The sequence below is a fragment of the Pantoea sp. DY-5 genome, from assembly GCF_019795955.1.
In the GTDB taxonomy this organism is placed as follows: Bacteria; Pseudomonadota; Gammaproteobacteria; order Enterobacterales; family Enterobacteriaceae; genus Pantoea; species Pantoea leporis.
Genome location: NZ_JAIMIE010000006.1, coordinates 29,215 through 43,017 on the forward strand (window position 1 = coordinate 29,215; position 13,803 = coordinate 43,017).

Below are 13,803 nucleotides of genomic sequence, written 5' to 3' on the forward strand. Positions count from 1 at the left end.
CCGTGAAAACCCTACGAATGGCATTGACCGCGTTGCTGCTGCTGGCGACCGCTAACGTGCAGGCGGCGGAGAAAGTTCGCCTGCTGCTTGACTGGTTTATCAACCCCAATCACGCGGCGATTTTTGCTGCCCAGCACAGCGGCGCGTTTAAGAAAGAGGGGCTGGATGTCGAGATGATCGCGCCCGCCGATTCGGCGTCCGTGCCGCTGCTGCTGGCGGCGGGCAAAGTCGATCTCGCCGTCAGCTACCAGCCGCAGCTCTACACGCTGGTGGATAAAGAGGTGCCGGTGATCCGCGTCGGCACGTTGATTAATCAGCCGCTGAATACGCTGACCACGGTGTCAGACGATATTCACTCGCTGAAGGATTTCACTGGCAAAACCATCGGCTACGCGGTGCCGGGCACCGAAGACGTGGCGATCCGCAATATGCTAAAAGCGCAGGGCGTTGATGCCGACTCGGTGAAGCTTATCAACCTGAATATGGATGGCACCTCCGCGTTGCTAACGCACAAGATTGATGGCGCGATGACCATCTTTCGCAACTATGAGCTGGTGGATCTGAAAGACAAAGGCGCAAAGCCAACGGTGTTCAAGCCGGAAGATTACGGCGTGCCTGCTTATGATGAGTTGATCATTCTGGCAAACCAGAAAACTGCCGCGCAGGACAAACGCATTCCGGCGTTTTTACGTGGCCTGGATGCCGGTGTGGCGTGGCTGCGCGCGCATCCGCAGGAAGCCTGGCTTGCGTTTATTAAACAATATCCCGAGCTGAATACGCCGCTCAATCACGAAGCGTGGCAGGCAACGCTGCCGTATTTCGCGGAGCATAGCGCGGCGTTTGATCAGGCGCGCTATCAGGCGTTTGGTGAGTATATGAAAGGTAATGGCGTGATTAAGGCTGTAGCCCCGATGGCGCGATATTCACTGCAGTAATCTCAACCAGGTGCGCATGAATGCGCACCTTACGAATTTGTAGGGTCGCCATTCATGGCGACCGCTCTCACATAATGAATTTCCCTTGCACCCGCACTTATTTTTGATAATGATATTTATTCTCAACTATCAAGTGATGGACAACCTGATGCGTTTCCCTGCTCTTTCTCTGCTGCTTAGCCTGTTTTTCATCTGCACCCATGTACAAGCCGACGCCGCCTGGCCGCGCACTATCACCACACCGAAAGGCCCGTTCACTCTGCAACAGCCGCCGCAGCGCATTGTTTCGACCAGCGTCACGCTAAGTGGCACCTTGCTGGCGATTAACGCGCCGCTGGTCGGCTCCGGCGCCACCAGTCGCAGCAGCAGCGTGTCGGATGCGCAGGGCTTTTTCACGCAATGGAGCGCGGTGGCAAAAGCGCGGCAGGTTAAACCGCTCTACATCTCACAGCCAAACGCTGAAGCCATTGCCGCCGAAGCGCCGGATTTGATTGTGATAGCCGCCACCGGCGGCGATTCGGCGCTGCGTCTCTACGATCAGCTGCAAACCATCGCACCGGTGTTAGTGATCGACTACGGCGATAAAAGCTGGCAGGCATTGACCTTGCAGTTGGGCGAGATTACCGGCCATGAAGCCGATGCCAAAGAGGTGATCGCAGCGTTCGACAAACGAGTAGAAACGGTGCGTCACAAGATTACGCTGCCGCCGCAGCCAACCTCTGCGCTGGTCTATTACGAAGATGGACGCGGAATGAACTTGTGGACGCCAGCATCGGCGCAGGGCGCGCTGTTGCAGGATTTGGGCTTTACCCTGGCCGCGCCGCCCGCCAGTTTTCAGGGCAGCACCAGCATGGGTAAGCGCAATGACATTATTCAGCTGAACGGTGAAAACATGGCCGATGGCATCACCGGCAACACGCTGTTGCTGTTCGCTGCCGATGAGAAAACCGTGCCGCAGGTGGCGAAGAATCCGTTCCTCGCCCATCTGCCGGCGGTAAAGCAGCACGCCATCTTTGCCCTGGGTAACGATACTTTCCGCCTTGATTACTACAGCGCCAGCAATATGCTCAGCAGCATCGAGCGGCAGTTTACCCGTTAAGCCTCTGCGGTGGTGGGCTGCGGCGCGTCCGGTTGTGCACTGAGACGCGCCGTGCGCAGGCCGCGCGCCGCCAGCGACAACAGCACCAGCAATCCCGCCGCCAGTCCACCAAACCATAGCACGCTGCTCAGCGGTGCCAGCACGCGTGCCAGCGCACCTAAACCCAATGCCCCAACCGAGTCGCCGGTCACATCCTGCGCGGTGCCGAGGCTGTTGACGCGTCCCAGCAGCGCATCCGGCGTGTGGTGCTGCGTCAGCATAAACTGCAATAGCGAGGCGATGGCATTGCTGTAGCCGTAACACACCAGCGCCAGCAGCGCGGGCAGCAGATGGCTGTAAAGACCGAGCGAGGCGATGCAGGCAAAAGCCAGCAGCGCACAACCCATCAACACCCATCCCGGACGCGTTAACTGCCGCACCCAGCCGCTGGTGAAGGCACCGATCATCGCGCCCAGCGGCACCGCTGAGTACATCAATCCTAATGCGGACGCATCGGCATGGAAGGTTAGTGCCAGCGCCGGGAACAGAATACGCACCGCGCCAACCATGCTGAGCAGCAAGCCAACCAGCACCACCGCGCCGACCACTTTGTGCTGGCAGACAAACTTCATGCCGCTCGCCAGCGCGCGCAGCGGATGCTCCGGCTCCTGTTGTTCGGGCTTCATCGACGGTAAACGCACCAGCGGAATCAGCGTTGCTAACGTACCAATCGCGGCGACCGCAAAGGCCCAACCGACACCCGCCGCGACGATGATCATGCCGCCGAGCGCGGGCGACAAAATCGCGCCGAGGCGCACCGTTAGCATGCTGAGCGCACCGGCTTCCGCCAGATGTTCACGTCCGACGATCAGCGGGATCACTGCCATTAGCGCGGTCATGCCAAGCGCGCCAAAGAAGCCATCCCAGAAGGCGAGGAAGTAGAGCGCCAGCAACGAAGGTGCTGGGCTGAAGGCGTTGAGGCTGAGCAGCACAAAGCCGATGCCGCAGGTGCCGCGCGCGAACAGGATTAATTTGCGGCGATCGTAGCGATCGGCCAGCACGCCGCCGAGCAGCAGGCCGATAAACATGCCGATGCCGTCGAGCATTACCGCCACGCCGACCTGCAGCGTGGAGCCGGTCATTGCCTGAATCTGCACTGGCACGCCAACCGCCAGCATGCCAAGGGCGAATACCGAGAGCATGCGCGCGCAGAATATCGCGCGGAACGATGCGTTGTTTTTGAGCAAACTGAAATCTAAGAATATCGAGGGCTTAGACATGATTCTCCAGTGTATGTGAACGAGGTCGCCATTAATGGCGACCCTACAGCGTGTATATTTCCGGTCGCCATTAATGGCGACCCTACGGTGTGGGTTTTCGTAGGGTGCGCATTCATGCGCACCGTTTCGATGCCCGCACTAAACTCCTCAACCCGCCAACAAACGATTAATCAACGGTCCCAGCACCTGCAACGAATCTGCTGAAAGAATATCGGCGTGTTCGCAATCCAGCGGGAAGATCGTCAATTCATCAACGAACGGTGCCCAACTGGCGCGCACATCCATCTCCGGCGGCAGCGTTTTCTCGGCCATAAATAGCGTGGCGTTGCCGGCATAACGCGGGGTGCGCGCTTCGGCGAGGCGCGCCACGGCGTCTTTGTAGTTGGCGACGATGGTGCTAAACATCGCCGCCTTCTCCTCACGCAGCAGCGGATCGCGTTCATCCTCGGTGGCGGCCATAAATTCGGCCTGCTCACGCGCCACTTCCTGTTCCGCTTCATCGGCATCCGGCGTGCGCCAGTCCTGACCTTCAGCCGGATAAGTATCCAGCAGGCCGAGGAATGCCACCGTTTCACCCTGCGCCTGCAAACGGGCCGCAATGCCTTGCGCCAGCGTGCCGCCGAGTGAATAACCGAGCAGGAAATACGGACCGCTCGGCTGCTGCTGGCGAATCGCCTGCAGATGACGTTCGCACATCGCCTCCACGCTGTGACAGGCAGCAATCACGCCGTTTGGCCGCGGTGATTGCAGGCCGACAATCGGGAAGTCGCCGTCGAGATAGTGCAGCAGGGCGCTGTACTGCCAGGCGAAGCCGGATGCCGGATGGATGCAGAACAGCGTCGGGCCGTGACCGGCGCGCAGCGGCAGCAGTTCGCCGTTGCCACCGCTTTCAATGTTGGCACCGCCGTCAAGCAGCGCCGCCAGCTTCTCCACGCTGCGCGCGGCGATGATCTGCCCGACGCTGAGCGGCGGCACATCACGACGGCGCAGTTCCGCCGCCAGACGCATCGCCAGCAGCGAATGACCACCGAGCGCGAAGAAGTCGTCATCGGCAAACACGCTGTCGCAACCAAGCAGCTGCTGGAACAGATCCGCCAGCAAACGCTCGTTGGCGCTGTGCGGCAGGCGGCCGCTGCGCGCGCTGAGTTGCGGCATCGGCAGCGCTTTACGATCCAGCTTGCCGTTGGCGCTGAGCGGCAGATCGTCGAGCAGCAGATAGCTAACCGGCTGCATATGCGCCGGCAGACGTTCGCCCAGCTGCTGCTTCACGGTTTCGATATCCAGCGCGACGCCCGCTTCGGCCACCAGCCAGCCGAGCAGCTGACGGTTATCGACGCCCGGCGTGGAGTGCTGCGTCAGCGTGCGCGCCGCCACCACCGCCTGCGCCACGCCCGGCAGCGCCACTAGCGCCTGTTCAATTTCGCCCGGCTCGATACGCTGTCCACGCATTTTTAGCTGATCGTCGCTGCGGCCGAGATACTCCACCGCGCCGTCGGCGCGCCAGCTGGCGATATCGCCGGTGCGATACATGCGCTCGCCTTCGGCAAACGGCGCGGCGACAAAGCGCTGTGACGTAAGGTCGGCGCGATGCAAATAGCCATCGGCCAACTGCACGCCGCTGAGATAGAGATCGCCCGGCACGCCAACCGGTACCGGTCGCAGCAGGCTATCGAGAATATGCAGCTGCGTGTTCCACACCGGACGACCAATCGGCACGCCCGGCCCGTTAAGGCCTTCCAGCGCGCTGCCGCTGGCCGGTTGCCAGGTGACATCGACGGCGGCTTCGGTTGGGCCATACAGATTGTGCAGCGGCGCGGCGATCATCTCCTGATAGCTGCGCGCCAGGTCGCACGCCAGCGCTTCACCGCTGCAGAATACGCGGCGCAGCGTTGGGCAAGCTTGCTCGGTTTGCGCGGCGAGATGGCCGACAAAGGCCGCTAACATCGAGGGCACGAAGTGCAGGGTGGTCACGCGATAATCGTCGATCAGCTGCCACAGCGCCTGCGGATCGCGGTGCGCTTCCGGCGGCGCCATCATCAGCTGCGCACCGGTCATCAGCGGCCAGAAAAACTCCCACACCGATACATCAAAGCTGCACGGCGTCTTCTGCAACACTACATCGTCGGCGCGCAGCGGGTAGCTGGCCTGCATCCAGCGCAGGCGATTGACGATGGCGCGCTGATTCACCACCACGCCTTTTGGTTTACCGGTCGAGCCCGAGGTGTAAAGCACGTAAGCCGGGCGACTGGCGTCCGCCTGCGGCAAAGGGTGGCGCGGCTGAATGTGTTCACCGGCTAAACCATCAAACATCATCAGCGTGCCAAACGTGGCAAAGCGGGTTTCCAGCGCGGATTCGGTGATCAGCACCCACGGCCGCGCATCTTCCACCATGTAAGCCAGACGCTCATCGGGATAACCGATATCCAGCGGCAAGTACGCCGCGCCCGCCTGCAGGATGGCAGTGAGCGCAATGCTGAGACGCACCGAGCGCGGCAGCGCCACGGCGACGATATCGCCCGGCATCACGCCCGCTTCAATCAGGCGATCCGCCAGCAGCGCGGCCTGACGCTGCATGTCGCCGTAGCTCAGACGGTGGTCGACATCCATTAGCGCCAGCGCGTCCGGCGTGCGCGCCGCCTGTTGGGCAATCGCCTGCTGCAGGGTTTCATTCTCCAGCTGCACGCCGGTGTTATTCACCCAGGCGAGCAGCGATTGCTCGGCCAGCGTTTGCAATTTCCACTGCGTCAGCGGCAGATCCGGCGTGCTGACCAGCTGTTGCAGCAGCAATAATAGGCGTTCGGCAAGACGTTCCGGCTTGCTAACGCAGTCGCGATACTCCATCAGCAGCGTCAGCTGTTCGCCCGGCAGCACCAGCAGCGTCAGCGGATAGTGCGTGTAACCGCGATTATGGATCGCTTCACAGCGCACGGTGGCGTTGGCATCCAGCAGCGTTTGGTTGTCCGGATAGTTCTCCACCACCAGCAAGGTATCGAACAGCGTACCGGCGCCGACCAACTGCTGAATCTCGGCGAGACCAAGGCAATCCTGCTCAACCAGCTGGATTTGCTGCGCCTGATGATCGGCGAGCTGCGCCAGTAACGGACGCTGATGATCGAAGCGCACGCGCACCGGCAGCGTGTTGCTGAACAGGCCAACGTGCTGATCGATGCCGTCAATCTGACCAAAACGGCCAGAAACCGGCGCACCAAACACCACGTCTTGCTGGCCGCTGGCGACCGACAGCAGCAAGCCCCACAATCCCTGCATCACGGTGTTCAGGGTTAAGCCGCGCGCCCGGCATAGGGCATAGAGTTCCCGCTCCAGCGTGGCATCCAGCGTAATGCGCTTTTCGTTGACCGCGCTATCGGCGGCCTGCGGATAAAGCAGCGTCGGACGCACGTCTTTCAGGCAAGCTTGCCACTGCTGACGCGCTTCATGGCTATCGCGCTGGCTGAGCTGACGCACGATGTCGGCGTAGCTGCTGCTGTGCGCGGGTAAAGTTTGCTGACGCAGCGCGCTGAGCAGATCGTTGAGGATCACCGGCGTTGACCAACCATCCACCACCAAGTGATGCGCGTTGAGCAGTAGCGTCCAGCGCGCGCCATCGCGATGGGCGATCAGCGTGGCGTGCAGCATGATTGGCTGGCTAAACAGATCCTGCGCCAGCGCCTGATGTTCCAACGCCTGAATGTCCTCTTCCTCGCCCAACTGAAGCAGCGTCAGCGGCCAGTGCAATTCGCCTTCCGGTATCAGCTGCAGCGGTTGCAGGCTGAGTTCGGCGTCGAAGCGCGCCGCCAGCTGCGGATGACGCTGTAACACCGCGTCGAGCGCGGTTTGTACCGCTGCGGCGCTGATGTCGCCGCTCAGCGTCAGGCGGGTTAGTGAGTTATAGCTGCCTTGCTGCGTGGTGGCTTGCGCGTGGAACAGCAAACCTTTTTGCAGCGGTAACAACGGCAGCGCATGGCTAAACGCACCGTGACGCGCATGCAGCTGTTGCAGCAGCGCGTCATCAACGCCTTCCAGCGCCACCTCGGCGGCAACCAGCGTGTGGGCAGCGTGCTGCGGTTGCTGTTGGGCCAGCGCGATCAGCGCCTGCGCGGTAGCCGCCATTGCCTGATGTAAATCGGCAATCGCTTCGGCGTTGAGCACGCCGTCCGCCCAGCTCCAGTTCAGCGCCAGCTGCGCCGCATGTGGCTGCTCCTCAACGAAGACGTTGAGTTCCAACGCGTGCTGCAGCGGTAGCGCGTCATCCTGCAATACCGCGAAAGTGTCACGGAACTGTTGCGCGGTGCGCTGTGGCGTCCAGTCACCGCTGCGTTGTGTGAAGCGCCCGAGGTAGTTAAACAGCACCTGCGGCGCGTGTTGTGCCGCCAATTTTTCCAGCGTTACGCCGCGATGTGCATCGAGCCAGCGCAGCTGCCCGTAGCCAATGCCGCGATCCGGCACCGCACGCAGTACCGCTTTTACCGCGCGTACGCACTCATTGAGCGGCGCATGTGGATTTTCTGGCAACGGCAGCAGTAAAGGGTATTCTGCCGTCAGCCAGCCGACGGTGCGCGCCAGATCCTGCTGCGCATGTAGTTCGGCACGGCCATGCGATTCCAGCGTGACGCGCTGCTGTGCGCTGCCGTTGAGCTGACGCAGAGCGAGGGTCAACAAGGTCAGCAGCAGCTCTTCGCTGGTGGCGCGATAGTACTGCGGCAGCGTGTTGAGCAGCGCGTGCGTGGTTGAGGCATCCAGCAGCGTGCGTTGATGCTGTTGGCGATCGCCGGACTGAATCGCCCGTTGCCCAACAAGCGGCAGCGGTTCCGTCAGCATCTGTTGCCAGAACGGTAACTCGCTGGCGCGCACCGCAAGGTTCGCCAGCAGCGCGGCAGACCAGTCGTGCAGCGAGGTTTCCTCGGCGGGGATCACCAGCGGCGTGTTATTGAGCAGCGCGTCACCGGCTTGTTGCAGTTCTTCCAGCAATACGCGCCACGAGACGCCATCGACAATCAGGTGATGCAGCGTTAACACCAGCCCACAGCTGGCGCCTTCTTGCTGCAGCAGCGTGGCGTGCAGCAGCGCGCCTTTAGCCGGGTCGAGCGCCTCAGCATCTTCGCTAAACGCCCGTTCCGCTGCGCGGTCGCGGTCCTGCACCTCCAGCGCACGCACGCGGGCAGGGCGCGTCGTCAGCGCTTCGCCGACAATCAGCTGATCGCCGCGCGTAAAGGCGTTGAGCGCCGGATGCGCCTGCGCCAGCTGATCGATCAGTTGTTCCAACTGAACGAGCTGCAACTGCGGCGGCACCGACAGCAGCACGCCGTGAGCAAAGCGCGCATTGATGCCCGCCTGGGCGTTGAACCAGTGCAGAATCGGCAAGCCGCCAATCGCGCCCTGTTGCGCGACGCGCGCGCCGGTGTGGTGTTGTGCCAGCGGCTGCAAACCCCGCGCCATGCGGGCGGCGGTACGTTCGGCAAAGATTTCGCGTGGACGCAACAGATAGCCAGCGCGACGGGCGGCGGTGCTGAGCCCCATCGCTGAGATGCTGTCGCCGCCGAGCGCGAAGAAATCATCTTCCGCGCCAACGCTCTCCAGCCCCAGCAGACTGGCAATCGCGTGGCAAATCAGCTGCTCCTGCGGCGTGCTGGCGGCGCGACTTTGACTTTGCTGCGCCTGTTGCGGCTTCGGCAACGCCTGACGATCAATCTTGCCGTTAACGTTGAGCGGCAATTCGTCCAGCACCATCAGCACCGCAGGCACCATGTAATCCGGCAGCTGCGTGGCGAGCTGCGCCAGCAAACGGGCGTTGAGATCGGCATCGGCGCGCAGCGCATCATCCTGCACCGAGCAGTAACCAATCAGGCGATGCGTGGCGCCTATCACTTCGGCGATCACCACGGCGGTGCTGACTTCCGGCAGCGCCACCAGCGCATTTTCCACTTCACCGAGTTCGACGCGGAAACCGCGCACTTTAATCTGGTGATCGGTACGGCCAATAAACGCCAGCTGTCCATCCTGACGCCAGCGCATCAGGTCGCCGCTGCGGTACATCACATCGCCGTCGCGGAAGGGGTTAGCGACAAAGCGTCCGCTGGTGAGATCGGGACGACGCAGATAACCGCGCGCGATGCCGCTTCCAGCGATATACAGCTCGCCAGCGCAGCCAATCGGCACCTGACGCAGCTTGTTATCCAGCAGATACACTTCGCTGTTCCCCACCGGACGACCAATCACCGGCTGCGGCGACGCCATGACGCTGGCACCCAGCGTATCGATGGTGTATTCCGACGGGCCGTAATAGTTGTGGATCTCCATCTGCTGCTGTTGCTGCATCAGCTTCCACAACGTTGGCGTGGCCGCTTCACCACCAATCATGACGAAAGAGGGACGATGGTTATCGGCTTCCAGCAGGCCGCTGTCGATCATCTGCGAAAAGAATGACGGCGTGATATCCAGTAAATCAACCGGCACCGCGTTCATCTGCTGAATCAGGCCCCACGCATCGCGGCGCAGCTCTTCGTCGAAGATATTCAGCTCGCAGCCCATCAGCATGCAAAACAGCGGTTCCCATGAAGAATCGAACGAGAAGGAAGCGGTGTGACCGGCGCGCATGCGGCGCGGGCTGCTGGCGCTAAAGCGCGCAATCGCCGGGCCAAACAGATGCTCGCGGTGCGACAGGAACAGATTGAGCAACCCTTGATGGGTGCTCATCACGCCTTTCGGGCGGCCGGTCGATCCTGAGGTGTAGATCATGTAGGCCAGATCGTCGCCGCATAGTTTGGTATCTGGTCGTGTGGTGGAAAGGGTGTTCAACGCGATCTGATCAATCAGTAGATGCGTTAACTCCGGCATTTGCGCCAGCGTGCTGGAGTGCGTCAGCAGCAGCTTCGGCTGCGCGTCATCGCACATCAGCGCCAGGCGTTCGCGCGGATAGTCGAGATCGAGTGGCATATAAGCCGCGCCGCTCGCCAGCACGCCGAACATCGCTACCAGTGAATCCACCGAACGCGGAATGCCAATCGCCACCACATCGTCAGCCTGCAGGCCGCGCGCAATCAGCAGATGCGCCAGTTGCATCGCGCGATCGGCTAACTGGCGATAGCTCAGGCTGCGCGCGCCGCACACCACTGCGGTTTGCTCGCCGTATTGCTCAGCGGCTTGCAGCAGGATATCGACGATGGTGTGGGTGGCGGCGGGCGGCACAATGGTCGGTCCGGTCGACCAGCGTTGCAGATCGTTCTGTTCCTGCGGCGCCAGCAGTGACAGCGCGCCGATTTGCGTGTCTCCATCCGCCGCGAATTGCGTGAGCACGTGGCTGATGCGCTCGGCGTGACGTTGTAGCGTGTGCGCATCGTAGCGGCGCGGGTTTGCCACCAGCGTCAGCTGCAATGCGCCAGCGCGGAAGCCAACTTCAAACTCGAGATCGTCGACCGGGCCCATCGCCAGCGTGTGCGTTGGGGCTGCATGGCCATCGAACTGCAGATCGTCGTGGTAAACCTTGACGTTAATCACCGGACCATACAGCGCCTGGCTGCTGCCGACCAGACCAAGGTCGCGGCGCAGCTGTTCCGCTTCATAACGCTGATGACGGCGCGCTTTGCGGATTTCGCCTTGCACCTGCTGTACCAGCATCGGCAAGGTCATCTCATCGCTGACGCTGAAAATCAGCGGCAACACGTTGACCACCGGGCCGAGGGTAGAAATTGCTGCCGAACCCATGCGGCGCATAAACGGGAAGCCAATCGACAAACGTTGGCTATTACTGAAGCGCGCCAGATAGGCCACCAACAGCGCGCTGACAATATCGCCTTCGCTGCTGTTGGCGAGTGGTTGCTGCTGTCGCAGCGTGGCCAGTTGCGGCAGCGTTACCTGACAGCTGATCGGGCGATCGCCGGGATCGCTGACGTTTTCACTGGCAAGCGTCAGGGTTTCCGGCAAATCCGTCGCGTAACTTTGCCAGTGGCTAGCGGAGCGGGCAAAAGCCGGCGAATCCTGCCACTGCTGAATCTCTTCAATCACCGTGGTGAACGGGGTAAACGGCGAGGGCGCGGGCGCTTCGCCGGCGCAAAGGGCGGCGTAGATCGCTGCGACGCGTTGAGTCAGCGCTTCAAAGCTGAAGCCATCTACCAGCAAATGATGATAGCGCTGATACCACAGCCAGCTGCCGTCGCCGATGCGCATCAGCGCGTGACGATAGAGCGGTTTGTCGCCGTCGGCGGGCAGTTCGGCGGCGAGATCGGCCTGCATCAGTTTGTGCGCCTGGCTGCTGGCATCGGCGCGCTGGCTGAAATCGTGCCACTCCGGCGCGACCGGCGCTTGCGCTCCGAACCACTGCGCCGGATTACCATTATCGTCAAGGCCAAAGCGCGCCTGCACGGTATCGGCTTCCGCCATCGCCTGCTGAATGGCGCTGTCCAGCGCCGCCTGACTGATGTCGCCGTGCAGCACGCTGTAGTGTGCCACGGTAAATTGATTGCGCTGCTGCGCAATGCTGTCAGCGATCCAGATGCCGGGCTGCGCCGCGACGAGTGGATAGGCTAGAGAATGATTGTTTAGCGATGCCAAAGGACAATTCCTGTCTAATTCCCGTCATCCTTCAAGCTGCAGCCGCGTTGGCTGCATGCGTTCACCCCAGTCACTTACTTCAGTAAGCTCCTGGGGATTCGCGCACTTGCCGCCTTGCTGCAGCTCGAATGATTTTGGGAATAAATTATTGAAAGAAAATGAAAAAATAAAATTAAGCTTCGGTAGACGACGTCTGTTGCGTCGCTGGCCGCATGTCGTGCCAGTTTGCTTCGATAAACTCAATGGCGGCGCTGCGCGTCAGCGGTCCCGCCACGTTGTGCCAACCTGCCGGAACCGGGGCAAAAGCGGGCCACAGGCTGTATTGCTGGCGCGCGTTAAGCAGCACCAGAAAATCGAGCGCATCGTTATCAAACGGATTCTGTTGTTCAGACATGGTGGTTACCTTCAGAGGTTGATGTAGGGGAGAGAAAATCGGCCAGCAGCCAGCGGCAGCCGTCGATCAAACCGCCACGCCAGCACAACGCATCGTGCCCTCCGGCGAAGCGGCGAAAATGTAATTCATGGCCTGCGGCCTGTAGCGCCGGGGCGATCTGTTGGTTGACGTACACCATGTCCGCCTCGCGATCGCCCACTTCCTGGAAAATCTTCAGCTTGCCCGGCGGTAAATCGCCCTGTTGCAGCCGCTCGAGTAGCAAGCCGGGTGCGTGCTGCTCGCGGTTGGCGTAGTCGCGGATGTATTGCAGATGCGGCCACCAGAAGGAGCCGGATTGCGTGAGAATGCGGCCAAAACGCTGTGGCCAGTGCAAACCGGCATAGAGCGCGGCGAGTCCGCCGTAGCTTTGCCCGGCCACCAGCGTGCGGTCGGCGTCGCTGCTGAACGCCGCGTGCTGGCGTGCCAGCGGTAACAGTTCCTGCTGCACCGCCTGCCAGAAAGTTTCATTGCACGGCAGTTCGGCTTCGCGGTGCTGGCTGTCGATGACATCGATAAACAGCCAGCAGGCAGGCGGCAGTGTGCCATCGGCGGTGACCTGATCCAGCGCGCTGAAAATCGGTTGGCCGTACACCCAGTTTTGTCCGTCGAGCAGGATTGCCAGCGGACGCTGTTCCGGCTGAGTGGCTGTGCCGGTGTTGTAGAGCCAGACGTTGCGTGTGACGTTGAGCAACGCGCTGTGCCACTGCAGGGTTTGCAGCGTATCCGGCCAGGTTTCCGCCATGCCGGCATCCAGCGCGCGCCAGGCCGCTTGATCCGGCGCATCCGGCATGTGCGCGTTGCTCAGCGCAAAACGGCGACTGCTGAGAAACGGCGGCGTGGGATTGAATTTGTCGGGGATCGCTAGCGGCATCAGCGAGATCCACCACTTACGCTGCAGCGCGCGGCATTCGGCTTCATCGCCACAAAACAGCGGCGGTAACTGCTGCGCGGTGGCGGGGATCAGGCTGTAACTGCCGCGCCAGTCAGATTCAATGGCGGTCGACCAATGCCAGACGTTGCTGTCGCCGACGCGCACCAGACTTTCTGGCGCTTCGCTGTGGTGATCGGTGACGCCGTTAATATCGATATAAACCCGTTCAGTGGAAGAACGTGCGGAATGTCCTTCGGGATCGCGCCAGAAGAAGTGCATGGTCGTTTGACCGCTTTCGTCACGCTCCACCAGCGGCGTACCTACCGCATACAGCCGCTGCCACCAGCTTTCGCTTCCTACTTCGGCCTGCTGCAACCATTGCGCAACTGTCCCGGCGGGCAACCACGTCTGCGTTGTATTTTCTGCGCTTGTTTGAAACATCCTGCAACCTATCTCCACATTTTGTTCACTGTCTTTACTTAACCAAAGCTAATGCAAATGCTATTGATAACGATTTACATTTGCAATATGATTTTTCGTGCCTGATAAACCTTCGTAATTTCAGTGGATTATTTTGTGAAGGACGTCACGCAGGGAAATTAGGACCGTCAATAACGCAAGAGATTAATATTTCAATCCGTTACGGCCATTGTCGTTAG

Annotated in this window: 6 protein-coding genes; 2 read left to right on the top strand and 4 right to left on the bottom strand. The window is 61.0% G+C overall.

All coding sequences use genetic code 11. From position 1 onward, the window contains the following. Nucleotides 1-2 precede the first annotated feature (2 nt). Both K5Y30_RS18695 and fepB read left to right on the top strand, forming a co-directional pair. Nucleotides 3-935 (top strand): ABC transporter substrate-binding protein, encoded by a 933-nt coding sequence (locus K5Y30_RS18695; protein WP_222212803.1) that lies wholly within the window; start codon nucleotides 3-5, stop codon nucleotides 933-935. A 148-nt stretch (nucleotides 936-1,083) separates the two neighbouring features. Beyond that, complete coding sequence (gene fepB / locus K5Y30_RS18700; RefSeq protein WP_255606720.1) at nucleotides 1,084-2,034, top strand: Fe2+-enterobactin ABC transporter substrate-binding protein; 951 nt, start codon at nucleotides 1,084-1,086, stop codon at nucleotides 2,032-2,034. On the opposite strand, the gene entS is transcribed toward fepB, so the two are convergent. The 4 genes from entS to fes all read right to left on the bottom strand — a co-directional run bounded on the left by entS (nucleotide 2,031) and on the right by fes (nucleotide 13,585). After that, on the bottom strand, nucleotides 2,031-3,293 hold the full coding sequence (gene entS / locus K5Y30_RS18705) for an enterobactin transporter EntS (protein WP_222212806.1): 1,263 nt from the start codon (nucleotides 3,291-3,293) through the stop codon (nucleotides 2,031-2,033). The genes fepB and entS overlap by 4 nt on opposite strands. A 147-nt stretch (nucleotides 3,294-3,440) precedes the next feature. Then, nucleotides 3,441-11,840 (bottom strand): non-ribosomal peptide synthetase, encoded by an 8,400-nt coding sequence (locus K5Y30_RS18710; protein ID WP_222212807.1) that lies wholly within the window; start codon nucleotides 11,838-11,840, stop codon nucleotides 3,441-3,443. A 172-nt stretch (nucleotides 11,841-12,012) separates the two neighbouring features. Beyond that, entirely contained in the window at nucleotides 12,013-12,234 is a 222-nt protein-coding gene (locus K5Y30_RS18715; protein WP_222183719.1) for an MbtH family protein, read from the bottom strand. After that, nucleotides 12,227-13,585 (bottom strand): enterochelin esterase, encoded by a 1,359-nt coding sequence (fes, locus tag K5Y30_RS18720; RefSeq protein ID WP_222212808.1) that lies wholly within the window; start codon nucleotides 13,583-13,585, stop codon nucleotides 12,227-12,229. The genes K5Y30_RS18715 and fes overlap by 8 nt, the downstream gene beginning before the upstream one ends. Between the last annotated feature and the right edge of the window lie 218 nt (nucleotides 13,586-13,803).

Excerpts from the sequence above, each read along its gene's own strand:
- fepB (WP_255606720.1), top strand. The coding sequence starts at position 1,084 with ATGCGTTTCCCTGCTCTTTCTCTGCTGCTTAGCCTGTTTTTCATCTGC.
- entS (WP_222212806.1), bottom strand. The coding sequence starts at position 3,293 with ATGTCTAAGCCCTCGATATTCTTAGATTTCAGTTTGCTCAAAAACAAC.
- K5Y30_RS18715 (WP_222183719.1), bottom strand. The coding sequence starts at position 12,234 with ATGTCTGAACAACAGAATCCGTTTGATAACGATGCGCTCGATTTTCTG.
- fes (WP_222212808.1), bottom strand. The coding sequence starts at position 13,585 with ATGTTTCAAACAAGCGCAGAAAATACAACGCAGACGTGGTTGCCCGCC.